This window comes from Mesorhizobium sp. LNHC221B00, assembly GCF_000502935.1.
In the GTDB taxonomy this organism is placed as follows: domain Bacteria; phylum Pseudomonadota; class Alphaproteobacteria; order Rhizobiales; family Rhizobiaceae; genus Mesorhizobium; species Mesorhizobium opportunistum.
The window spans coordinates 93,526-116,781 of record NZ_AYWR01000032.1; the positions used below are offsets into that span (position 1 = coordinate 93,526).

Consider the following 23,256-nt stretch of genomic DNA (forward strand, 5'->3'; position numbering starts at 1 on the left):
CACGGCGCCCAATCAGAATTGGCCGACACGGGTTTCCAGGATGCCCGGAATTATTCCTTGGGCGGCTCGGCGGGCACCGGCGCGGTGCCAAGCCCATTGATGTTGCGCGCCCGGATACGTGGCTTGAAGGCCCTGCCCGGCTCCGGCGCGCGCCGCAGCACCGGGTGCACGATCGGCTCCTTGGCCTTGAAGGCATAGGCTTTGATCAGCGTGAAATAATTGGGGTAGGCATAGCCATTGTTCATCCGCAGCCATTCCTCACGACGCTCGCGGAACAGCTGAGGCAGCCTGTACCAGGCCACTGTCGGGATCTTGTGGTGGACGAAGTGCAGATTGTTGTTGAGGAACAGGAATGACAGCGGCGAGCGCTCGATGATGACCGTGCGGCCTTCCGGGTGCTCGGACCATTGATGCTCGGCGAAAGTGCGGATCGCGATCAGCGACTGGCCGAGCCAGACCGGCGCAAGGATGTAGAGCCACAGCGGAATACCGAAGCCGAATTGCACGATGGGCATCACGATGGCGAGGCCGACCGCATGCAGCAGCCAAGCTTTGCGGATCGCTTTGTCGCCGGCAATCATACGCTTGGCGTCGTCGATGAAGAAGCCGATGCAGGACAGCCACGGACCGAGGAAGAAACGGCCGACCATCGTGTTGTTGATCTTGAGCAGGAACTTCATCGTCGGCGGCAGGTCGTCATGATGCCACAGCGCCTGATAGTAGCTTTCCGGATCGTCGAGCGGATCGGTCAGCCGCTCATCGGCGTGGTGACGCAGGTGAAGCGTCTTGAAGCGGCGGAACGGCCAGACCAGACCGATCGGCAGGAAGACGAAGGCCTCGTTGATCGATGCGCTGCGCGTCGGATGGCCATGCAGGACTTCGTGCATGATCGACGACTGCAATGCCAGGATGAAGCCAAGGATGGCGAGCGCCAGGATGGGATAAGACGGCCAGAGCAGGAATCCGATGGCGAGCCATGTTCCGTAACAGAAGAAAGCGAGGACCACGGTTGGCCATTCGATGGCCGGTGCGTTGCGTCGCTTGATGCTCTTGCCTGTCATGCTATCGACCACTGCCCCTCAGTCGCCGGAACCCCAATGGTTCCTGACAGCATAATGTCAGGAGAAGTGATTCCACTCAACGAGACAAAGTGTACAAAATGTTGCGATTGCGCATTTTTGACCGCACATGTTATACATTGTAAACAGCACTACGGATTCATTTACGCCTAAGACGCCGGTTCGGCCACTTCGGCGCAAATTTTTCCTCATGATTCGGGGAGCGAAGCGATGGACAAACGGGACCTGTCAGCAATCTTTCGGGAGCGTCTGAAGCTGCTCCTGACACGCTCCGACCTGAACCAGTCGGCTTTCGCGACCGCTGTCGGCATCGATCGCTCGGCGTTGTCGCAGCTGATGTCGGGCGCCTCGACGCGCCTGCCGCGGGCCGAGACGCTGCTCAACATCGCCGCCGAATTCAAGGTGTCGCTCGACTGGCTGCTGGGCTTAAGCCAGGACGAAGGTGTCACCGGTGAAATCCGCGAAAGCCTGGAGATCGAGGAGGCACCCGACGGTTTCGACCGAACGCTGCTCGCCAAATGGTTCGCTGAAGCTGCAGGCACCAAGATCCGCTATGTGCCGGCCGGCATTCCCGATCTTCTGCGCACGCGTGCGCTGGTCGACTATGAGGCCAACATCACCAACAGGAGCCGTCTGGCACAGGCCAGCGAGACGCAATACCGCATCGAATACAACCGGCGCCCGGAAACCGACATGGAAGTCTGCATGCCGCGCCACACACTGGAAATCTTTGCGCGCGGCCTCGGCGTCTGGGACCGCTTTCCGGAGGCCGACCGCCGGCAGCAGCTCGCCCATATGGCGACGCTGCTTGACGATCTCTACCCGACCTTCCGCCTGTTTCTCTATGACGGCCGCATGCGCTATTCGATCCCGCTCACCATCTTCGGTCCTTATCGCGCCGCCATCTATGTCGGCGACATGTATGTGGTGCTGAACGCCACACAGCCGGTCCAGGCGCTGACCCGGCATTTCGACAATCTGATCCGTGCCGCCGACATCAACCCGCATGAAGCGGCCGCCTTCGCGCGCAATCTGGCCGGCATGGCGTTCCCGTCGGGCACTCTCTGATCATCGTGGCGCCGCGAACAGGCTATCGCCCCCGGCCATCTCACTGCTATTTCATTGACTGGACATAAAGACTTCTTTATATCCTTATTCGAATTCGAAACACGAAAGCCAATCCGATGACGACGACCAACCCGATCGATGCGCTGCTGGCTGAAAAAGGCGTGCTGCTGGCCGATGGCGCCACAGGCACCAATTTGTTCGCCATGGGTCTGGAAGCCGGCGAGGCGCCGGAGCTGCTGAACGAGACGGCGCCCGACACCATCACCAGTCTGCACCAGAACTTCGTCGATGCCGGCGCCGACATCATCCTGACCAACTCCTTCGGCGGCACCCGTCACCGGCTGAAGCTGCATCATGCGCAGGACCGCGTGCATGCGCTGAACAAGCGCGCCGCCGAGATCGCCCGTGCTGTCGCCGACAAGGCCGGCCGCAAGGTGATCGTCGCCGGCTCCGTCGGCCCGACCGGCGAATTGCTGATGCCGCTTGGCGCCATGACCTATGACGAAGCGGTCAACGCCTTCGCCGAGCAGATCGAGGGTCTCAAGGAAGGCGGCGCCGAAGTCGCCTGGATCGAAACCATGTCGGCGCCCGACGAGATCCGCGCGGCCGCCGAAGCGGCGATCCGCGTCGGACTGCCCTATACCTACACCGGCTCGTTCGACACCGCCGGCCGCACCATGATGGGCCTGCTGCCGAAAGACATCCACGGCGTCACCGACGGCCTGTCGCAATCGCCGCTCGGCGTTGGCGCCAATTGCGGCGTTGGCGCTTCCGATATCCTCGCCTCGCTGCTCGACATGACCGACGCGAAGCCGGAGGCGACGGTGATCGTCAAGGGCAATTGCGGCATTCCCGAATTTCGTGGCGCCGAGATCCACTATTCCGGCACCCCGGAGCTGATGGCCGACTATGTCCGTCTCGCCGTCGATGCCGGCGCGAAAATCGTCGGCGGCTGCTGCGGCACCTCGTTCCAGCACCTTGCCGCAATGCGCAAGGCGCTCGATGCGCATACCAAGGCGGATCGTCCGACGGTTGAGAAAATTGTCGAGCGCATCGGCCCGATGCGCAACAAGGTGGCGACGGAAAACACCGCCGAGACCAGCGAAGCCCGTCGCGAGCGTCGCCGCAGTCGCGCCTGACTTTGTCGGGTTCGGTTACTCGCTATTGTCGGCGTAGCTCGACTGCGCCGACTTGAAATCAACCACATTGTCGCCGTGCATCGTCATCAGCGCGCCGGATGCAGCCGGGTCGGTGATCTGCTCCAGCATGACGCGGAAGCGGTCGTTGGTCAGAGCCGACATGGCGGTGTTGCGCGCCTGCGCGACATCGTCGCTGATGCGTCTGGCTTCGGATGATGGGGCTAATGAAACCGCCGAAGCGTCCCGTGCCGGCGGTGTCGAGTTGGCGATAGTCCTGATCTGCAATTCCGGCTCCCTCAAGCCCCGTAGACATGGCCGGTGTAACGTGAGGGGAGTTGCGATCCGGTACCGGAAATCGAGTGCAATTTAACGATCCGGGAAAATTCAAAAAAGGCCGGCAAGGGAATGGATCCCTCGCCGGCCTGCCTCACCCGCCCGTAGGCCGGTTCCCCGTATCAGAACGACCCCCGTCTGAGAGGAACCGGCGTATTGCCACTACCGGTTACCGCCCAGCGCCGAGGCAAGGCGCACAAGCGAAAGGAACTCGGACCTGTACCCAAACGGGTCGGCTCCTCGGGCGGCGGTGGCAATCTCCATGATCTTGTCGTAGCCGAACTTGGCGGTCGCATCCTCGTCGCGCAGTTTTTGGCCGAAGGCCGCGACGGCGACGGAGAAACGCTGGTCGGTGCTGGCCTGGTCGAAGGACGCGACCTCGTTGGCCGAGGTCACCGGCGTGGTGATCAGCTTCGAGACGTCTTCGTTCGGCAGCTTGTAGCGGATCTTGACGAAGGCATACTCGTCCGCATTGGCGACGCCGCCATTGTTCACCCCCGCCTGGCCATAGCGCAGCGGATCGATCTGCTCGCCGCCGCTGCCCTTGGGCGTGATCTCGTAGATCGCGGTGACCGAGTGGCCCGACCCGATATCACCGGCATCGACGCGGTCATTGTTGAAATCCTCGCGGTTCAGCGCCCGGGTCTCGTAGCCGATCAGCCGGTATTCCGAGACCTTGTCTGGATTGAATTCGACCTGGATCTTCACGTCCTTGGCGATGGTGAACAGCGTCGAGGAGGCATCCTCGACCAGCACCTTCTCGGCCTCGGCCAGCGTATCGATGTAGGCGGCCGTGCCGTTGCCGTTCTGAGCGATGGTCTGCATCATCTCATCGTTCAGATTGCCGCGGCCAAAACCGAACACCGACAGGAAAACCCCGGTCTTGCGCTCCTGCTCGATCAACCGCTTCAGGTCGTCATCATCGGTCTGGCCGACATTGAAGTCGCCGTCGGTGGCAAGCATCACGCGGTTGACGCCGTCCTTGATGAAGGACTGCTGGGCAAGCTTGTAGGCTTCCTTGATGCCGGCCTCGCCTGCGGTCGAGCCGCCCGGCTGCAAATTGTCGATGGCATTGAGGATCTTGTCCTTCTCGGCAATCTTCGTCGGCATCAGCACGGTGCCGGCATCGCCCGCATAGGTGACGATCGAGATGGTGTCGTCAGCCTTCAGCTTGCTGACCAACAGCCGGAACGCCGACTTGAGCAGCGGCAGCTTGTCCGGTTCGTCCATCGAGCCCGAGACGTCGATCAGGAACACCAAATTGGCCTTCGGCTGTTCGGCCGGCTTGACGTCAAAGCCCTTGATGGCGACGTGCATCAGCTTGGTGTGCGTGTTCCATGGCGTCGGCATGACGCTGACAGTCGAGTTGAACGGCGTCGACGCCGAGTCCGGCCCCTTCCAGTCATAAGGGAAGTAGTTGATCATCTCCTCGACGCGCACCGTATCGGCCTGCGGCACGAAGCCTTCCTTCAGCGAACGGCGCACGAAGGAATAGGATGCCGTGTCGACATCGATCGAGAAGGTCGAGACCGGATCCTCCAGGGCCGCATGCACCGGATTGGTCTTGAAATCCTGGACGCGGTCGCGGTTTTCTTCCTGGGGCGCGATCTGGTCGGCCGGTGCGGTGGCAGGCTGTTGCGGCGCCATCAGCTTGGACTCGGCGGCAGGCATGCGTGCGACCCGCGATGTGCTGGGCGCGCTAGTGCTATCCAATGCGAATTCGCCCGTTGGCGCCGCCGGTGCCGGTTCAGCCGGCGCAACCTGTCCCTGCGCATTCTGCTGCGCCAAACCTCCAGCAACAGTGGGTTCGGATTTCGGCGGCGAGGCCGGTGCCACAAGGGCATCCGTCGCATCGCGGCTTTCCACATCCGCGTCCGCCTTCTTGTCTTTCTCCGGCAAGCTCGTTGCGAGCGGCCCGTTGACCGCCTGATCTCCCGGCGCCTGCTTGGCCAACGGCCTCACGGTCGCCGGCTTGTCGGCCAGCGTCTCGGTGATCTTCTCGTCGCCGCCGAATTCAGGCGGCTGTTCCCTTAGGAGATGGAAGGTGGCGTATCCGGCGATCGGCAGGGCGACGAGCCCGGCAAGGGCCGGCGTGGCAATGAGTTTCTTTTGCATGATCTCGCTCCAGAGCTTTTGTGCTCGCTCTGTGAGACGAAGACCGCCAACCGATCCTTGGGTGACGGCGGAAATATTTTCCTGATCATAGGCACGCATGGCGGCTTCGAAGGCACGTGCCTTCGCGTTCTCGCTGGGCGCCGGTACTGCTGCATCGCGCAGTCTCTTGAGTTCGTTGTCGTCGACCATGGTCACACTTCCCCGGCCGAACGCATCAGCGTCTTCAGCCGTTTCTTCGCTTCATGGATGTGCCAGGAAACCGTCGTCTCCGAGATCGCCATCGCCTCCGCGGCGGCCGCGTGGTTCAATCCCTCGCCATAGACCAGCAGCACCGCGTCGCGCTGCTTGTCCGGCAACTGCCGCACCGCTGCCCATAGGGCCTCGGCGGGATCCTCGCTCTCGGCCAAGGCCTCGCCGGAAATCAGCGCATGAACGCCGTAGGCCTCGGTCTTGACCGTCTCGCGCGCGGTCTTGCGCATCATGTCTCGCGCGGCGTTCATCGTCACGGAATAGAGCCATGTCGTGAAGGCGCCGCCGCCGCGATAGTCGCGGATCGCCTTGCCGAGCCGCACGCAGACTTCCTGGGCGATGTCTTCGGCATCCGCCTTCTTGCCGCACCAGCGATAGGCGGCACGATAGACGAAGTCGTAGTGACGCTCCAGCAATGTGCCGAAAGCCCCCCTGTCTCCGCCCTTCGCCCGCCCGATCAGTTCGGCGTCGGAGGCTTCGCTCTCATCCAGCATCATCGCCATCATTTGCCTGTTGGACGAAGGCTAATGGCTGATCCTTGGGGTGATGCAAAGATTTTTTTGGCCGCAGTCCTACCCCAGCGTTTCCGCAAGCAGGGTAATCAGCCGTTTCCAATGCCGCTCCGCGCCGGCAGCATCAAAGACGCTGTGGTCCGGCACGCACCAGCCATGCGCCATGCCGACATAGTTCTCGATCGTATGGTCGACTTCCGCTGCTCTGAGCGCCTCCTCCAGCCGCCCCGACTGTTCCGGCGGGAAACTCCTGTCGATACCGGCCGTGCCGACATAGACACGAGCCTTGATCGAGGCCGCCTTGCGATGCGGGCTGTCGGCGGCGTCGCTGGCCAGATTGCCGCCATGGAAGCTCGCTGCCACGGCGATGCGATCGGGGTAGCTCGCGGCCGCGTTCAGCGCTCGCGCGCCGCCCATGCAGTAGCCGATTGTCCCGACCGGCCCGGTGACGCCCTCCATGGCGAGCGCATCGAGGAAGGCGCCGCTGTCGCGGATCGTCATCTCCTGCGTCGTGCCGCTGATCAGCGCCGTCAGCGCGGTCTTGGTATGCTCCACGGCAAAAGCGGTCTTGGCATCGAAGGGCCCGTAGGGCGCATTGCGATAGAACAGGTCGGGTACCAGCACCGCATAACCTTCGTTCGCCAGCCGCTCGGCCATGCCGTCGAGCGTCAGCCGTGGCCCGAACGCATCCATATAGAGCACGACGCCGGCCTTGGCTCGAGAAGGGTCCGCCGGGCGGAACAGCCCTGCCTTGGCAATGCCATCCCCGGTTTTGATCTGAAGGTCCTGCTTCGTCATCGCCTGCTCCGACTAGGTGTCGAGCGATACATATCGGCGCTGGGCGGATGGGCAAGGCGCAAAGCGCGTTCAAGATTTCGTGCGGCATGCCGCCTGGATCTACAGGCGTGCAAAGCTCGCCATGTGGAAGGCCTGGACTTCGGGAGGATAGCGATTGGACGTACCATAGGGGCAGGCATTGCGGTCCAGGCAGCCGCCGCCGCGGCACGGCCCGCCATTCGCTCCCCGCACATGCGCAAGGCAGGCCTGGTAGGCGAACCCTTCAGTGGAATAGGCGTCGACCGGACAGGATTTCAGGCACGGTTTCTCGACACAGCCATCGCAAAGATGGATCGCCTCATTATGCTCCGGAAGCGCGATCTCGTCCTCGAACAGCAGCGCGCCGCGATAGGCATGCCAAAGCCCGTATTGCGGGTGCATGAGGATGCCGAGCGGCGACGGCTTCAGCCCCTCCGCCCGCATTGCCCATTGCTGGAATGGCAAATAAGGCCTGTCCGAGGGCGAAACCGCGCGTGCGCCGAATGCCTCCGCCACCGCGCCGATGACCTGGCGCGACCAGTTGTCGAGCGGATTGGCGATTTGCTGCGGCTGCTGCTCGCGCCAGCGCAGGAAATGCGGCCAAGGATCCGCCCCCGCCTGCCCCACCAGCAAGACGGATTTTGCCGGCGCGCCCGAGACGCCATCAGGTGCCTCGTCGCTGTTTGCAAACGCAAAGCCGCCACGCAGGATGAGGCCATTGGCGCCAAGCGCGGCCGTGATCTCCTCGATCATGCCGCGCACAACATCATTCCTTCTTGACCGGATCGGAGAACGCGCTCCGCCAGACTTCCTTGTGGATGATGTTGGCGACTTTAGCCCCGCCTGACTCGGGCTCCTTTCACGTGAAGGCGTCGGGCATCGACCCCTTCTTCTTGGCGATGAAGTCCTTCAGGGCCTCGTCGATGCTCGGATCGAGATGCGGCGCCTCATAGCTTTCCAGCCAGCGGCGCGCGAGGTCGTTGGCGCGCTGCGGCGCGGTCTTCTCGCCCTCGGCCAGCCACTGCTCATAGGAATTGTTGTCGGCGATGTTGGAGCGGTAGAAGGCGGTCTGGAAATTCGCCTGCGTGTGGTCGCAGCCGAGATAGTGGCTGCCCGGCCCAACCTGGCGGATGGCGTCCATCGCCTGGCCGTTCTCCGACAGGTCGACGCCCTCGGAGAATTTCTGCGTCATGCCGAGCTGGTCGATGTCCATCATGAACTTCTCGTAGCAGGACGCCAGCCCGCCTTCGAGCCAGCCGGCCGAATGCAGCACGAAATTGGTGCCGGCCAGGATGGTCGAGTTCAGCGTGTTGGCGCTCTCATAGGCCGCCTGCGCGTCGGGGATTTTCGAGGCGCAGAGCGAACCGCCGGTGCGGAACGGCAGGCCGAGGCGGCGTGCGAGCTGTGCCGCGCCGTAGGAGACCAGCGATGGCTCCGGCGTACCGAAGGTCGGCGCGCCCGACTGCATGGAGATCGACGAGGCGAAGGTGCCGAACAGCACCGGCGCGCCCGGCCGGATCAGCTGCGTGAACGATGCGCCGGCGAGCACCTCTGCCAGGACCTGCGTCAGCGTGCCGGCAACCGTCACCGGGCTCATCGCGCCGGCCAGGATGAACGGCGTCACGATGCAGGCCTGGTTGTGGCGCGAATAGACCTTGAGCGCGCCCAGCATGGTCTCGTCGAATACCATCGGCGAGTTGGCGTTGATCAGGCTGGTCAGCACCGTGTTGTTCTCGACGAAATCGTCGCCGAACACCAGCTTGGCCATGGCCACCGTATCCTCGGCGCGCTCCGGCGCGGTCACCGAGCCCATGAACGGCTTGTCGGAATATTTGATGTGGCTGTAGATCATATCGAGGTGGCGCTTGTTGACCGGCACGTCGACAGGCTCGCACACCGTGCCGCCCGAATGGTGGATCGACGGCGCCATATAGGCAAGCTTCACGAAATTCCGGAAATCCTCGATCGTGGCATAGCGCCTGACACCGTCGAGATCGCGCACGAAGGGCGGGCCGTAGACCGGCGCGAACACGGTGGCATTGCCGCCGATCTGCACCGAACGCTCGGAATTGCGGGCATGCTGGATGTAGACGGACGGCGCGGTCTTCAGCAGCGAACGGCAGAGACCTTTCGGGAAATGCACGCGCTCGCCCTTGACGTCGGCGCCCGCCTCTTTCCACAGTTGCAGCGCTTCGGCGTCGTCACGGAAGATGATGCCGATCTCTTCCAGCACCGTGTCGGTGTTCTTCTCGATCAGCGCCAGGCCCTCTTCGTTGAGCACCTCATAGACGTTGATCTTGCGCTTGATGTAGGTGAGCTGCGTGCCGGGGCCGCCGCCGGAGCGCGCCGCGCGCCTGGCCGCCGCTCCACCGCTGGCGCCTCGCCCACGCCGCGCGTTTGACGCTTCCTGGTCGACTGCCGCGTGTTCGCTCATGATCGCTCTTCCCTGAATATGGCCGGGCCTCGATATGGACCGGTCCGTAACCGTTGCGGCCGCATGGCGCGGCTTTCGCCGGATCGTAGCCATGCACCCTATTCGAAACGGCCCGTCCGCGCCAACGCCTGTCGCAAAATCGACAAGAAAACCAATAGATTTTCCAGTCGCTTTCCTTTTGCGGGAAGTCGCAAATCAGCTATGGATACCCGCCCCCAGCGGGTTAGGTATGGACGCAAATCTGTTGTGCCTTGCGACGCAGTCGCGATGCCGTGAGGAGTTGGATCAAAATGGCCGACGACGAGATCATCCTTTCCGAGCTTTCCGACGATGAGTTGGTGCAGCAGATGCACGACGATCTCNAAAATGGCCGACGACGAGATCATCCTTTCCGAGCTTTCCGACGATGAGTTGGTGCAGCAGATGCACGACGATCTCTATGACGGGCTGAAGGAAGAGATCGAGGAAGGCACGCGGATCCTGCTCGAGCGCGGCTGGGTGCCCTACAAGGTGCTGACCGAGGCGCTGGTCGAAGGCATGCGCATCGTCGGCGAGGATTTTCGCGACGGCATCCTGTTCGTTCCCGAAGTGCTGTTGTCGGCCAACGCCATGAAGGCCGGCATGTTCATCCTGCGTCCGCTGCTGGCCGCCACCGGAGCGCCCAAGCAGGGCAAGATGGTGATCGGCACCGTCAAGGGTGACATCCACGACATCGGCAAGAACCTAGTCGGCATGATGATGGAGGGCGCCGGCTTCGACGTCATCGACCTCGGCATCAACAACGCGGTCGAGAAATATCTCGATGCCATCGAGCAGCACCAGCCCGACATCATCGGCATGTCGGCATTGCTGACCACGACCATGCCCTACATGAAGGTCGTCATCGACACGATGAAGGAAAAGGGCATCCGCGACGACTATGTCGTGCTGGTTGGCGGCGCGCCGCTCAACGAGGAATTCGGCAAGGCCGTCGGCGCCGATGCCTATTGCCGCGATGCCGCCGTGGCGGTCGAGACCGCCAAGGACTACATGAAGCGCAAGCACAATGTGCGCGCTGCGTCCTGATTGGCCAATCCGGCATGAACAGTGGCCGGCATGGCCGATGGAAAGAGCCGCGCCTTGCAGCGCGGCTTTTTTGTTCCCAAATGACGGACGAGGCTGCCGATCAGTTGACGGTATCCTTGACCGCCCTGGCCGTCGACTTGACGTCCTTGCCGACGCCGCGGACAGTGTTCGCGCAAGCTGTAAGGGCCAGCGCACAGGCAAGAATGGCAATTGGTGCGATGCGTAGCAGTTTCATGGATGGTGTCTCCCTCAAAAAGATAAAAATTAACCCCACAGCAACGAAGGCCGGCTCGGCTGGTTCCATGGCCAAAACACTGAAAACGAAACCGAATCAAGAAGACAGGCTGCTCGTCATCGCCTGCGGGATGATTGCGCGCGAGGTGTTGGCCGTCAAGGAACAGCTCGGGCTCGATCACCTCGAATTGACCTGTCTGCCGGCGGAGTTTCATTTCTATCCCGACCGCATCGCGCCCGCCATGGACAAGGCGATCGAGAAGGCCAAGGCGGAGGGCCACAAGCACATCTTCGTCGGCTATGCCGATTGCGGCACTGGCGGCCTGCTCGACCGGGTCTGCGAGAAGCACGGCGTCGAGCGCATGGACGGCCCGCATTGCTTCGCCTTCTACCAAGGCATGGACGCCTATGCGAAGGTCGACGACGACGACATGATGTCCTTCTACATGACGGATTTCCTGTGTCGTCAGTTCGACGCCTTCTTCATGAAGCCGCTCGGCCTCGACAAGCACCCGGAGCTGATCAAGGACTATTTCGGCAATTACGAGAAGCTGATCTATCTCGCCCAGACCGACGATCCGGAGCTCGACAAGGTCGCGGAAAAGGCCGCCGCCCTGCTCGGCCTCGCCTATGAGCGGCGCGCGACGGGCTATGGCGACCTGACGGCCGGAATGGCACAAGCCGCGGCTGGCGCCGCCCCGCGCCAGCGCTAATCTAAGCCGGACTCTCTTCCACCCGCAGCGCCGCCAGCACATCGGCGAAGCTCGTCTTACAGACGAAACCCAGCCTGTCCCGCGCCCGCGACGCATCGTAGACCCGGTCGATGGAGGAAAACATCGTCCAGCCCTTTCGCGCGTAAAGCGCCGGAAAGTCAGGGAAATAGCGCGCGACGACCGATGGCGCGTCCCTGATCAGCGCGTCGCAGTCGCCGGGCTGAAACGGGGTCGGCGCCGAGACGATGAAGATGTCGAAGCCAAGCTGCGGCGCCTTCTCCAAGGCAGCGACATGAGCCTCGGCCGCGTCTTCGACGGTCAGCCGCCGGAACAGCAATTCATTCGCCTTGGTGTTGGAATCAGACTGTTCGATGGCATGCGCCATGTCGTCGGCCTCGGGAAAGAAACGGGCGGTGCGCAGCACGACCACCGGCAGGCCGTGCTGAAGGTGATAGAGGCGGCAGAGATGTTCGGCCGAAAGCTTGGTGACGCCATAGATGTTGCGCGGTTCCGGCGACATCTCTTCCGTCAGCCAGGCCGCCTTGCGCGCACCGCCACTGAACCCGTCGCGTATCGCCTGCGAGATCATCAGCGAGGTCGTCGACGTGAAGACGAAACGCTCCATACCGGCCGCCACCGCCGCGTCGAGCAGGTTCAGCGTACCCTGTGCGTTGGTCGTCACGAAATCGCTGTTGGCGCGGCTTTCTATGTTGGGCTTGTGCAGCGCGCCGCTGTGGATGATGGCTTCGATACGATTGTCACCGACCACCCGCATGACCAGGTCACGGTCGGCGATCGAGCCGATCATCTGCGTTTCAACAGATGGAACGGGGTCGAGACCTATCACCTCGTGACCAAGGCCCCGCAGCCGCGGCGCCAGCGCGCCGCCCAGCCAACCCGACGATCCCGTCAGCAAGATTCGCATGCCTCACACCATGATTTTTGATGGTGACGCTGTTAAGCACGGATGACAGGCGCGAGCGACCCGGTAAAGTCAGGCATCGGCCGGCAGCGGCACCGCTCCAGACATTAACTGCCATTTTTATCGATTGCCATTTTATCAGGGAGTCCCAGATGATGCTTCGTCCCCTTTTCGCCGCCATCGGCCTGCTCTGCTGCACCCTGCCCGCCCTTGCCGACGGCGAGGTGCAGAAGCTGATCACACCGGCCGACAAGACACGCCTCGACAAATATGGCGAGACGCGCAAGGCAGCCCTCACCGAGGCGAAGGCCGGCAACCCGGCCGAGGTCAAGCAGCTCGATGCCTTGCTGGCCAAGCCCCTGGTGTCCTTTTCCGACAAGGACCTGACCGGCAACTGGAAGTGCCGCACCATCAAGGCCGGCGGCCTGAGCCCGCTCGTCATCTATGGCTGGTTCAAATGCAAGGTGACTGACGACGGCTCCGGCTGGCGGCTGGAAAAGATCAGCGGCTCGCAGCGAACCCAGGGCCGGTTTTTCGACGACAGCGAGAAGCGCGCGATCTATCTCGGCTCCTTCACCGTCAACGAGGATCCGGCAAAGCCTTACGGCAGCGGCCCGCAGAGCGACCAGGTCGGCTATGCCTTCCGCACCGGCGCCAGCGAATGGCGCATCGAATTTCCCGCCCCTTACTATGAATCGAAGCTCGACATCCTCGAATTCAAGCGCTGACCGGGTCCGTTGATGTCTCGCCTGGCGAGCTTTGGACACACCAACAATTAACCCGCCCCGCCTAGCATCCGCCCATTGTCGAGAACGGGTCGCTTGGAGGGTGGCAAGATCCATGGCAGCATCGCAGTCCAGTCCGCGTCCGATCGTGGTCGTCACCGGAGGAGGCCAGCATGTCTGGGCCATGATCAACGCGATCGCGGACCGCGTCGGCCCTGTAAGCGTCGTCCTCGAAACGCCTGAATCCAAAAAGCAATTGCTGATTGGCCGGGCGCGCCGCCAGGGCTGGATCTCCGCCATCGGCCAGCTTGGTACGATGGTGCTGAGCAGGCTGGGCAAACGGTTCCTCGTCAGCCATGCCGCACGGTTGATCGCCGAGGAGAAACTCGAGACCGAGCCAAGGCGGGACCAGGAGATCATCCATGTTGCCTCGGCCAACGGGCCGGAGTGCCTCGAGGCGATCCAGAAGCTCCAGCCTGGCGTCGTCCTGCTCAACGGCTGCCGGCTGCTGTCGAAGGACATGTTGGCCAGGATGCCTTGCCCGGTGCTCAACTATCACGCCGGCATCACGCCGAAATACCGCGGCATGAATGGCGGCTACTGGGCCCTGGCATCGGGCGATCGCGAGAATTTCGGCACCACCGTGCATCTGGTCGATCCCGGCGTCGACACCGGTGCCGTGCTGAAACAGGTGCGCGGTCAGCCCAAACCAGGCGACACTATTTCCAGCTATGCGCTCCGGCAGACCGCATTCTCGCTCGACATCTGCGTCGAGGCCATCAGCGACGTGCTGGCCGGAAAGCTCGCCACCTTCGACCCCGGCCTGCCGTCGCGGCAATGGTACCACCCGACGATCTGGTTCTACGTCTGGACAGGCATCAGAACCGGCATCTGGTAACGTATTCTTCGTCCGGAGCCACTTGCCGCACGCCGGCTTTTCCGTCGAGCCAGGCCTGCCGTCGCCCGTGCCGGAAACGAATAAACGCACCTTTCATTTTACGACATCGAAATGCGTCGCTTTTGAATGCGCGCGCGTCGTCCCATAACAAGCGGGCCCATTGCGCATGCGGCAATGCTCGATAGTTCGAGGAGTGAGAATTCATGGCCGATCTGATCGTCGTCTACTGGCGCGACATCCCTGCCCAGGTCATCGTCAAGAAAGGCCGGCAGAATGCCAAGCGTGAGCTGCCTTTACGCTTCACCGAGGCGATCGACATGTGCGCCATGCGCACCGGCGCCGGCGGCACGGACGACTATCTGGCCGAATGGCGCAAGGCCGATCCGGTTCTGGTCGGCGACGACCTCGAAGCCGAGGTCGAAAAGGCATTCAACGATATCGACGCGAAGTATGACCGTGAGCGGCTGGTCGCTCTGGTAAAGGCGGGCGGCAAAGAAAATGTCTGAGACCACTCCCGTCAAGACCGAAGCGGCGGCGGTTACCCAGGCCACGCTCAACAAGAAGGCAGCGCCGAAATCCGACTACAAGCCGGCCGACGTGTCGCCACAGCGGCGCGTGCAGCGCTCGTTCGCCGTCAGGCTGTGGTCGATCCGGCACTCGCGATTGCTCGAATGGTTCTACTCCAGGTTCGCCGACATGTTCCTGCTGCTGCATCCCTTGTGGAAAGGCATCGGCTACGGCCGCGTCGAGGCCCCGATCAAGTTCGTCGAGAAGCGCGTAAAAGGCTTCATGTTCGACTGCCGCATGTGCGGCCAATGCATATTGTCCTCGACCGGCATGTCGTGTCCGATGAACTGCCCCAAGCAGTTGCGCAACGGTCCCTGCGGCGGCGTGCGCGCCAACGGCAATTGCGAGGTCGAGCCTGATATGCCTTGCGTCTGGGTCAAGGCCTGGGAAGGCTCGCAAAACATGGTCAACTCCGACAAGATCCTGGCCGTGCAGAAGCCGGTCGACCAGTCGCTGCGCGAAACCTCGGCCTGGCTGCGCGTCACCGCGCAGGCGGCGGCGGCCCGTCAGGCCGCGGCCGATGCCAAAACCGCAGATGCCAAGACCGGAGCCGCCGCATGATCGGCCGCCAGCGTGACGAGAACCCGGCCGGCATTCACCTGCCGCTCGACCCCCTGCCCGGCCATACCTCGCGTGGCCGGCTCGAGCGCGTGCTGCGGCGCGGCGAATTCGCGGTGACCACCGAGCTCAATCCACCAGACAGCGCCGATCCGGAAGACGTCTACAACAGGGCGAAGATCTTCGACGGCTGGGTCGACGCCATCAACGCGGTCGACGCGTCCGGCGCCAACTGCCACATGTCGTCGGTCGGCATCTGCGCGCTGCTGACCCGCATGGGCTATGCACCGATCATGCAGATCGCCTGCCGCGACAAGAACCGCATCGCCATCCAGGGCGACGTGCTCGGCGGTGCCGCGATGGGCGTCGCCAACATGCTGTGCCTGACCGGCGACGGCGTCCAGGCCGGCGACCAGCCCGGCGCCAAGCCGGTGTTCGACCTCGATTCCATGTCGCTGCTCGAGACCTGCCGCATCATGCGCGACAACGGCAAGTTCCTGTCCGGCCGCAAGCTCACCACGCCGCCGCAGCTGTTCCTGGGTGCCGCCGTCAATCCGTTCGCGCCGCCCTTCGATTTCCGCCCGATCCATCTCGGCAAGAAGATCGCCGCCGGCGCGCAGTTCGTACAGACGCAGTATTGTTTCGACGTGCCGATGTTCAGGACCTTCATGCAGAAGGCGCGGGACTTGGGGCATACAGAAAAGGTGTTCATCCTGTGCGGCGTCGGCCCGCTCGCCTCGGCCAAGACGGCCAAGTGGATCCGCTCCAACGTGCCGGGCATCCATATCCCGGACGCCATCATCAAGCGGCTGGAGGGCGCCCAGGACCAGAAAAAGGAAGGCAAGCAGCTCTGCACCGACATCATCAACGAGGTGAAGGAAATCCCCGGCGTCTCGGGCATCCATGTGATGGCCTACCGCCAGGAGGAATACGTCGCCGAGATCGTCGATGAATCGGGCGTGCTCAAGGGTCGCCAGCCCTGGAAGCGCGAGATTCGCCGCGACGACCAGATGGTCGCCGACCGGCTCGACCACATCCTGCACGACGAGATTACCGAAACCCAGGTGGACATGGTGAAGACCGCGCATTGATCCGTGCGGAGAGCGACCATTCGCTTGATCGAGAAGAGATAACGATATAAAGAACTCTTTATATCACGACGGAGAGATTTCATGACCCGGACCATCGTCGCCTCGGCGACACGAGAAATCATCATCGGCTTCGACCAGCCCTTCTGCGTGATCGGCGAGCGCATCAACCCTACCGGCCGCAAGAAGCTCGCCGCCGAGATGATCGCCGGCAACTTCGAGACCGTCATCAAGGACGCGCTGGAACAGGCCGCTTGTGGCGCCACCATGCTCGACGTCAACGCAGGCGTGACCGCGGTCGATCCCAACGCAACCGAGCCGGCGCTGCTGGTGCAGACGCTGGAGATCGTCCAGGGCCTCGTCGACCTGCCGCTGTCGATCGACTCCTCCGTCACCGCCGCGATCGAGGCGGCGCTCAAGGTCGCCAAGGGCCGCCCGCTGGTCAACTCCGTCACCGGCGAAGAGGAAAAGCTCGAAGCCATCCTGCCGCTGATCAAGAAATACAATGTGCCGGTCGTTGCCATCTCCAATGACGAGACCGGCATCTCGATGGACCCGGACGTGCGTTTCGCCGTCGCCAAGAAGATCGTGCAGCGCTGTGCCGATTTCGGCATTCCGGCGCATGACGTCGTCGTCGACCCGCTGGTCATGCCGATCGGCGCGCTGGGCGATGCCGGCCGCCAGGTGTTCGCGCTGCTGCGCCGCCTGCGTGAGGAACTCAAGGTCAACACCACCTGCGGCCTGTCCAACATCTCGTTCGGCCTGCCGCACCGCCACGGCATCAACGCCGCCTTCATCCCGATGGTGATCGGCGCCGGCATGACCTCGGCGATCATGAACCCGGTGCGTCCGCAGGAAATGGAAGCCGTGCGCGGCGCCAATGTGCTCAACGGCACCGATGAGAACTGCACCAACTGGATCCGCACCTACAAGGATTACAAGCCGGCCGAAGGCGGCCATGCGGTCGCGGCGCCGACGCAGGTCAATGCGCCGGGCGACGGCGCCGGCAATGGTGGCCGCCGCCGTGGCGGTCGTGAGGCCCGGATGGGCCGGGGATAAGCGCGCAATCGTGAATTCACCTGCAAACATCACCGATCCGCTCGTGCTGTTCATGCCATCGGGCAAGCGCGGGCGGTTTCCTGTCGGCACGCCGGTTCTGGATGCCGCGCGCCAGCTTGGCGTCTATGTCGAAAGCGTGTGCGGCGGACGCGCCACGTGCGGGCGCTGCCAGGTCGAGGTGCAGGAAGGCAATTTCGCCAAGCACAAGATCGTCTCGTCCAACGAGCACATTTCGCCCAAAGGTCCCAAGGAAGAGCGCTACGAGCGCGTGCGCGGCCTGCCCGAACGGCGCCGCCTCTCCTGCTCGGCGCAGATCCTCGGCGACCTCGTCATCGACGTGCCGCAGGACACGGTCATCAATGCGCAGACCATCCGCAAGGATGCCGACACCCGGGTGATCGCCCGCGATACGGCGATCCGCATGTGCTATGTCGAGATCGAAGAGCCCGACATGCACAATCCATCAGGCGACCTCGATCGGCTCAAGATCGCGCTGATGAAGGACTGGGGCTTCAAGAACCTCGAATTCGATTTCTATCTGCTGCCGCAGGTGCAGGGCATCCTGCGCAAGGGCAACTGGACCGCGACCGCGGCCATTCACAAGGATGCCGAAAGCGACATAGCGCGGGTCATCGCGCTGTGGCCGGGCCTCAAGAACGAGGCCTATGGCCTTGCCTGCGATATCGGCTCGACCACCATCGCCATGCATCTGGTGTCGTTGCTGTCCGGCCGCGTCGCCGCCTCATCGGGCACGTCGAACCCGCAGATCCGCTTCGGCGAGGATCTGATGAGCCGTGTCTCCTACGTGATGATGAACCCGGACGGCCGCGAAGGCATGACGGTCGCCGTGCGCGAAGCGATCTCCAGCCTTGTCGACAAGGTCTGCGCGGAAGGCAACGTCCAGCGCAACGACATCCTGGATTCCGTCTTCGTCGGCAATCCGATCATGCACCATCTGTTCCTCGGCATCGATCCGACCGAACTCGGCGGCGCGCCCTTCGCGCTCGCCGTCTCCGGAGCGGTGCGCATCAAGGCCTCCGACATCGGCCTGAAGCTCAACCAGGGCGCCCGGCTCTACATGCTGCCTTGCATCGCCGGCCATGTCGGCGCCGATGCGGCGGCGGTGACGCTGTCGGAAGGCCCGCACCGCCAGGACGAGATGATGCTGATTGTCGACGTCGGCACCAATGCAGAGATCGTGCTGGGCAACCGCAAGCGGGTCGTGGCCGCCTCTTCTCCGACCGGTCCCGCCTTCGAGGGTGCCGAAATCTCCGGCGGCCAGCGCGCCGCACCGGGCGCCATCGAGCGGGTGCGCATCGATCCGGAGACGCTGGAGCCGAAATACCGCGTCATCGGCTCCGAACTGTGGTCCGACGAACCGGGCTTCCTCGACAGCGTGCAGGCGACCGGCGTCACCGGCATCTGCGGCTCCGGCATCATCGAGATCGTGGCGGAGATGTATCTCGCCGGCATCATTTCCGAGGATGGCGTCGTCGACGGATCGCTGGCCGCGCGCTCGCCGCGGGTCGTCGCCAATGGCCGCACCTTCTCCTACGTACTAAAGGAAGGCTCTGCGTCGAAGGAAGACGGGCCCAAGATCACCATCACCCAGACCGACGTGCGCGCCATTCAGCTTGCCAAGGCGGCCCTTTATGCCGGCACCAAGCTGTTGATGGAAAAGCAGAACACCGAGCATGTCGACCGCATCCACTTCGCCGGCGCCTTCGGTTCCTTCATCGATCCGAAATACGCCATGGTGCTGGGGCTGATCCCCGATTGCGATCTCGACAAGGTCTCGGCCGTCGGCAACGCCGCCGGCGCCGGTGCGCGCATGGCGCTGCTCAATCGCGGCTATCGCCGCGAGATCGAGGAGACGGTGAGCCAGATCGAGAAGATCGAGACCGCGCTGGAGCCGAAATTCCAGGAGCATTTCGTCTATGCCATGGCGCTGCCCAACAAGGTCGATCCGTTCCCGAAATTGTCGGCGGCGGTGAAATTGCCGCCACGCAAGACGGTCAGCGAGGATGGCGTCGCCGGCGACGCCACACCGCGCCGGCGTTCACGCGAAGGTCACGCGGCAAGGCGCGGCCGGGAATAGGCCGCGCCCTTACGCATTCAATTTCATTTGTATGCAAATGTTTCCGGATCGCCCGATCCGGAAACCAAAACGCTGTTTTCGCGAAATCCATCCGATACATGGCAGGCGCATTTACCCGGCATTGCACGGCGGCCACGAATAAACCCCCGGCCGCCGCTGCTCTTCAAGGGAGATGAAAATGTCGATGTTCGAAAATCTCGGCCGCTTCGGTGCGACCATCAGGCAGGCCCACGCCAGGAACAGGGCGACCCGCGCGCTGAACAGCCTGCCGGCACATGTCCAAAAAGACATCGGCTGGCCGGCATCGCCGCAGAATGATCCGCAGGCCGCGCTCACCGCGCTGCGTCTGGGTACGTCACGCTGATGACCTTCGCCGACAAATGCAAATTGCTCGGCATCCGCCGGGGACCTCGCACGTCCCCGGCGATCACCAGCAACCGATTGGGCGCCGCACTCTTGCCGCGCCGCTGACCACCGCAGTATGTCGGATCCACGCGGCGGATCACACCACCGTGTTGCACACGGCGTCAATCTTGACATTTTCGGCCAGTGCACGATCTTCAAAAAAGAAGGGGAGTTCTCTTAGTCGGCTGTCGCCGAAGCTCGTGTATGCGCATGCCAAGTTTGAAAAGCCACTTCGTTTCCTTCGTGCTCAGGTACAGCCGGAAAAAGGCGTTTTCCAGCCCGGAAAACCTGCAACGCTGGATTGCCGCCGCGCGCAAGACCGAAGATCATCATCCGCCGGTCTCGCTGCAGCAGCGTTTCGACATCCAGACGCGCGCAGTCGACGGCTTTCCGGTCTACGAGATCGCCCCCAGGGCCGGCGAGCGCAAGCGGATTCTCTACCTGCACGGCGGCGCCTATGTCTTTGAAATCACGCCCTATCATTGGTACCTGATTGCCGACATGGCCGACCGTCTGGGCTATGCCGTCACCGTACCGATCTATCCCATCGCTCCCGAGCATGACTTCCACGCCATGTTCGGTATGGTTGGCAACGTCTATCGCCGGATGCTCGACGAGACCGAGCCCGAGGACATCGTCTTCATGGGGGATTCCGCCGGCGGCAACATGGCCGTCGTGCTGACCATGATGGCGGCCGAACAGGGTCTGCCGCCGCCATCGCGCCACGTTCTGATTTCACCAGGGCTCGACGTTTCGCTTGCAAACCCCGCAGTATTCGAAGCGGAGCGGAACGATCCCTGGTTGGGCATTGCCGGCGGACGGGAGGCGATCCGGCTCTACAGTGCCGGAATGCTTCCCACCGACTGGCATATCAGTCCGGTCTATGGCGATCTCTCGGTGTTGCCCAAGACATTGCTTCTGACGGGCTCGCGCGATCTCCTCACACCCGACAATCTGATCTTCGCGCAAAAAGCGCGCAGCGCAGGCGTCGAGGTCGAGCTCGTGTACGAGGAAGGCATGTTTCATGTCTGGCCATTGATCGACATGCCGGAATCGCGCCGCGCGCGCCAGCACATCGTCACGTTCCTCAACGACGTCGGCGCACCGATCAGCCAAGGCACCAGAACAAGCTTCGAAGCGCCCTCCGCCGAGGCGGCGGAGTAGCGCTTTCAGTCCCGCACGCCCGGCGGATCAAAACTTGCCGGTTTCCCGGAACACTTCGAAGGTCGCACGGATGTGGTCGGCGACAGCCTTGACCGGAGCGCTGGCGTCCGGCGCCACCACCATGGCCAGATTGTAGGTGCCGATGTCGGGCATGCCATCCTTCGGGCAGAGTTCGACCATGTCGTTGCCGAGGAAGGACTTCGGCAGCGGCGCCACGGCGAGGTCGGACATGATGGCGGCCCGCTGTCCGGCCGTATGGGCGCTCATATAGGCAATGCGGTAATTGCGCCCTTCGCGGCTCAGCGCTTCGAGCGCGCCGGCCCGCCAGGCGCAGCCCTCTTCCCATAGCGACACCGGCAAGGGCTCACGCAGATGCGCGCAGCCGCCCTTGGCGCCGGCCCATACGATCGGCTCGGTCAAGAGCACCTCGGCGCCGAGCGCGCTGGTCTTGTAGGAATTGGTCAGCAGCGTGATGTCGAGCGCGCGGTCGTCCATGCGCCGGCGTAGGTTGCTGCTCTGGTCGATGGTGACGTCGACCGCGATCGAGGGATGCGACTGCGCGAAGCGCTTCAGCACATGCGGCAGCACGCGCTCGCCATAGTCATCCGGCGAACCGAGCCGCACCACGCCGACGATATCGGGGATGATGAACTTCGACACCACCTCGCGGTTGATCGACAAGAGCCGGCGGGCATAGCCGAGCAGCATTTCGCCGTCCGTGGTGAGCGTCACCGAACGCGCGTCGCGCGCGAACACCGAGCGGCCGAGAATGTCCTCCAGCTTCTTGATCTGCATCGACACCGCAGACGGCGTGCGGAAGACGGCGTTGGCGGCGGTGGTGAAGCTGCCGGTCTCGGCAATCGCCACGAAAGTGCGCAAAACGTCGAGATCGAGCAGCGGCAGCGGATGATTGAGTGGGGCGTTCATGGCGATCGACCTTCAATTTTTCTGATACAAAGCATCATTCCATTTCGTTTGATTGAACATCAGTTTGGGAGGATAGTCAATCTTGTCGAAGCAGGATGCTGCCAAATGCAGCCCATGAAACCAACATGACACAGACCCGCATTCGACATGAAATGAAGCTGAAACAGACATGACGTAACCAGCCACTGCCTGGCATCCCCGTCAGGCACAGAAGGGAGAATGAAATGTCTATCCTGTCGTCCATCGGTCGCATCGCGACCGAATTCAGCGAGGCCCGTGCCCGCTACCAGACCGAACGTGCCATCCGTTCCCTGCCGATCGAACTGCAGAAGGATATTGGCTGGCCTGAAGCCTCCGACGCCAAGGCCGGTATTCGCAACGGCATCGGATCCTGGGCTGGAGCAAAGTAAACCGTGTGTATCAAATGCTGAAGGCCTGCCGCGCCACCCGCCCGGCAGGCCTTCTCTATTTTATTTGCATTCAAATGAATTCACGAGCCATGCTGCCGCTGCATGGCGCATATGAACAAGCCGCATAGCATCCCGATTTTTGAACTAACCGGCTGTAAACAATAATAGATTCTGAGCATCATGCCCAAATTTGTCGCATCTGATGTCGCTTTTCATATCAAGCGCTTCGCTTTTGCGATTTAGTTTCTGCTTACACAAGCCTATATCACCGCAGCAAACGAGCTGCCCCACTCCATCAAGCGAAGGCGACCCGTCTGAGCAACCGAATGGAGATGATCATGAAGCTTTTTGCCCGCCTCTTCGCCCGCCGCGAAATGAACCTGACGACCGCCCTCGAGCGTCAGCGCCTCGCCAACACCATGCCCGGCCAGACCGGCGCCATGGCTGCTGCACGCCTCGGCTTCGTCGCCTGAAGATTTCTTCGGGGCAGCGCGTCCCTGCCGCTGCTCCCATGACTGCAACGCCGCCCGGCCTTGGCCGAGGCGGCGTTTTTGTTTCGACCTCACCCGCTCCCGCGGGGTTAATCGATCCCATTGCCCATTTGCGACCCATGTCGCAAATTTAATCGCGTCCAGGCGGCGTAGCCGATTGACAAGCATGGCTTTTCCTGATGACGCT

The 23,256-nt window shown here is 62.7% G+C and carries 26 protein-coding genes; 15 read left to right on the forward strand and 11 right to left on the reverse strand.

Translation table 11 applies throughout. The features are described 5' to 3' along the window. Positions 1-50 precede the first annotated feature (50 nt). A complete protein-coding gene (locus X741_RS139450) occupies positions 51-1,061 on the reverse strand; it encodes a fatty acid desaturase (protein WP_031250602.1) in 1,011 nt (336 codons plus the stop codon). 228 nt (positions 1,062-1,289) lie between these two features. On the opposite strand from X741_RS139450, the gene X741_RS139445 reads away from it, so the two are divergent. Together X741_RS139445 and bmt are read left to right on the forward strand one after the other, a co-directional pair. Then, positions 1,290-2,147, forward strand: coding sequence for a helix-turn-helix transcriptional regulator (locus X741_RS139445; RefSeq protein WP_023780410.1), 858 nt, complete (start codon positions 1,290-1,292; stop codon positions 2,145-2,147). A gap of 116 nt (positions 2,148-2,263) precedes the next feature. Further along, positions 2,264-3,286 carry a betaine--homocysteine S-methyltransferase gene (bmt, locus tag X741_RS139440; RefSeq protein ID WP_023780411.1) on the forward strand — a complete coding sequence of 341 codons (1,023 nt, stop codon included), beginning with the start codon at positions 2,264-2,266 and terminating at the stop codon, positions 3,284-3,286. 15 nt (positions 3,287-3,301) lie between these two features. On the opposite strand, the gene X741_RS1000000170580 is transcribed toward bmt, so the two are convergent. The 7 genes from X741_RS1000000170580 to X741_RS1000000170110 all read right to left on the reverse strand — a co-directional run bounded on the left by X741_RS1000000170580 (position 3,302) and on the right by X741_RS1000000170110 (position 10,098). Next, entirely contained in the window at positions 3,302-3,571 is a 270-nt protein-coding gene (locus tag X741_RS1000000170580) for a hypothetical protein (RefSeq protein WP_023780412.1), read from the reverse strand. Positions 3,572-3,781: 210 nt separating this feature from the next. Then, on the reverse strand, positions 3,782-5,923 hold the full coding sequence (locus X741_RS139430; protein WP_023780413.1) for a VWA domain-containing protein: 2,142 nt from the start codon (positions 5,921-5,923) through the stop codon (positions 3,782-3,784). A 2-nt stretch (positions 5,924-5,925) separates the two neighbouring features. Then, positions 5,926-6,486, reverse strand: coding sequence for an RNA polymerase sigma factor (locus X741_RS139425; RefSeq protein ID WP_023780414.1), 561 nt, complete (start codon positions 6,484-6,486; stop codon positions 5,926-5,928). A 69-nt stretch (positions 6,487-6,555) separates the two neighbouring features. Continuing rightward, entirely contained in the window at positions 6,556-7,293 is a 738-nt protein-coding gene (locus X741_RS139420) for a dienelactone hydrolase family protein (protein ID WP_023780415.1), read from the reverse strand. Positions 7,294-7,392: 99 nt separating this feature from the next. Beyond that, the gene (locus X741_RS139415; protein WP_023780416.1) at positions 7,393-8,073 is read right to left on the reverse strand and encodes a 4Fe-4S dicluster domain-containing protein; all 681 of its coding nucleotides are present in this window, start codon (positions 8,071-8,073) and stop codon (positions 7,393-7,395) included. 97 nt (positions 8,074-8,170) lie between these two features. Next, on the reverse strand, positions 8,171-9,745 hold the full coding sequence (locus X741_RS139410; protein WP_023780417.1) for a trimethylamine methyltransferase family protein: 1,575 nt from the start codon (positions 9,743-9,745) through the stop codon (positions 8,171-8,173). A 98-nt stretch (positions 9,746-9,843) separates the two neighbouring features. Next, positions 9,844-10,098: a hypothetical protein gene (locus tag X741_RS1000000170110; protein WP_156937958.1), complete on the reverse strand. Its 255-nt coding sequence runs from the start codon at positions 10,096-10,098 to the stop codon at positions 9,844-9,846. Between the two features lie 13 nt (positions 10,099-10,111). On the opposite strand from X741_RS1000000170110, the gene X741_RS139405 reads away from it, so the two are divergent. Beyond that, positions 10,112-10,810: a B12-binding domain-containing protein gene (locus X741_RS139405; protein WP_023780418.1), complete on the forward strand. Its 699-nt coding sequence runs from the start codon at positions 10,112-10,114 to the stop codon at positions 10,808-10,810. 100 nt (positions 10,811-10,910) lie between these two features. On the opposite strand, the gene X741_RS03025 is transcribed toward X741_RS139405, so the two are convergent. Further along, the gene (locus tag X741_RS03025) at positions 10,911-11,045 is read right to left on the reverse strand and encodes an entericidin A/B family lipoprotein (protein WP_013894983.1); all 135 of its coding nucleotides are present in this window, start codon (positions 11,043-11,045) and stop codon (positions 10,911-10,913) included. A 67-nt stretch (positions 11,046-11,112) separates the two neighbouring features. On the opposite strand from X741_RS03025, the gene X741_RS139400 reads away from it, so the two are divergent. Next, on the forward strand, positions 11,113-11,757 hold the full coding sequence (locus X741_RS139400; RefSeq protein ID WP_023780419.1) for a DUF1638 domain-containing protein: 645 nt from the start codon (positions 11,113-11,115) through the stop codon (positions 11,755-11,757). A gap of 1 nt (position 11,758) precedes the next feature. Here X741_RS139400 and X741_RS139395 read toward each other — a convergent pair whose 3' ends face one another. Continuing rightward, the gene (locus tag X741_RS139395; RefSeq protein ID WP_023780420.1) at positions 11,759-12,682 is read right to left on the reverse strand and encodes an NAD(P)-dependent oxidoreductase; all 924 of its coding nucleotides are present in this window, start codon (positions 12,680-12,682) and stop codon (positions 11,759-11,761) included. Between the two features lie 149 nt (positions 12,683-12,831). On the opposite strand from X741_RS139395, the gene X741_RS139390 reads away from it, so the two are divergent. From X741_RS139390 to X741_RS139350, 9 genes are all read left to right on the forward strand, one after another. Next, positions 12,832-13,407, forward strand: coding sequence for a DUF4893 domain-containing protein (locus X741_RS139390; protein WP_023780421.1), 576 nt, complete (start codon positions 12,832-12,834; stop codon positions 13,405-13,407). A gap of 112 nt (positions 13,408-13,519) precedes the next feature. Then, positions 13,520-14,302: a formyl transferase gene (locus X741_RS139385; protein WP_023780422.1), complete on the forward strand. Its 783-nt coding sequence runs from the start codon at positions 13,520-13,522 to the stop codon at positions 14,300-14,302. A gap of 203 nt (positions 14,303-14,505) precedes the next feature. Continuing rightward, positions 14,506-14,808: a virulence factor gene (locus X741_RS139380; RefSeq protein ID WP_023780423.1), complete on the forward strand. Its 303-nt coding sequence runs from the start codon at positions 14,506-14,508 to the stop codon at positions 14,806-14,808. Continuing rightward, on the forward strand, positions 14,801-15,430 hold the full coding sequence (locus X741_RS139375) for a methylenetetrahydrofolate reductase C-terminal domain-containing protein (protein WP_023780424.1): 630 nt from the start codon (positions 14,801-14,803) through the stop codon (positions 15,428-15,430). The genes X741_RS139380 and X741_RS139375 overlap by 8 nt, the downstream gene beginning before the upstream one ends. After that, complete coding sequence (locus X741_RS139370) at positions 15,427-16,518, forward strand: methylenetetrahydrofolate reductase (RefSeq protein ID WP_013894976.1); 1,092 nt, start codon at positions 15,427-15,429, stop codon at positions 16,516-16,518. The genes X741_RS139375 and X741_RS139370 overlap by 4 nt, the downstream gene beginning before the upstream one ends. Before the next feature lie 81 nt (positions 16,519-16,599). Beyond that, positions 16,600-17,574, forward strand: a complete 975-nt coding sequence (locus X741_RS139365; protein WP_023780425.1) for a methyltetrahydrofolate cobalamin methyltransferase — start codon at positions 16,600-16,602, stop codon at positions 17,572-17,574. After that, complete coding sequence (locus X741_RS139360) at positions 17,525-19,672, forward strand: ASKHA domain-containing protein (protein WP_032928370.1); 2,148 nt, start codon at positions 17,525-17,527, stop codon at positions 19,670-19,672. The genes X741_RS139365 and X741_RS139360 overlap by 50 nt, the downstream gene beginning before the upstream one ends. Positions 19,673-19,850: 178 nt before the next feature. Then, a complete protein-coding gene (locus tag X741_RS1000000170585; protein WP_023780427.1) occupies positions 19,851-20,036 on the forward strand; it encodes a hypothetical protein in 186 nt (61 codons plus the stop codon). A gap of 251 nt (positions 20,037-20,287) precedes the next feature. After that, positions 20,288-21,241 carry an alpha/beta hydrolase gene (locus X741_RS139350; protein ID WP_023780428.1) on the forward strand — a complete coding sequence of 318 codons (954 nt, stop codon included), beginning with the start codon at positions 20,288-20,290 and terminating at the stop codon, positions 21,239-21,241. Positions 21,242-21,268: 27 nt separating this feature from the next. Here X741_RS139350 and X741_RS139345 read toward each other — a convergent pair whose 3' ends face one another. Continuing rightward, entirely contained in the window at positions 21,269-22,168 is a 900-nt protein-coding gene (locus X741_RS139345) for a LysR substrate-binding domain-containing protein (RefSeq protein ID WP_013894970.1), read from the reverse strand. A 224-nt stretch (positions 22,169-22,392) separates the two neighbouring features. Between X741_RS139345 and X741_RS139340 the strand changes: the two genes are divergently transcribed. Next, a complete protein-coding gene (locus X741_RS139340) occupies positions 22,393-22,578 on the forward strand; it encodes a hypothetical protein (protein WP_023763386.1) in 186 nt (61 codons plus the stop codon). Positions 22,579-22,916: 338 nt separating this feature from the next. After that, on the forward strand, positions 22,917-23,051 hold the full coding sequence (locus X741_RS1000000171600) for a hypothetical protein (protein ID WP_013894968.1): 135 nt from the start codon (positions 22,917-22,919) through the stop codon (positions 23,049-23,051). Positions 23,052-23,256 lie beyond the last annotated feature (205 nt).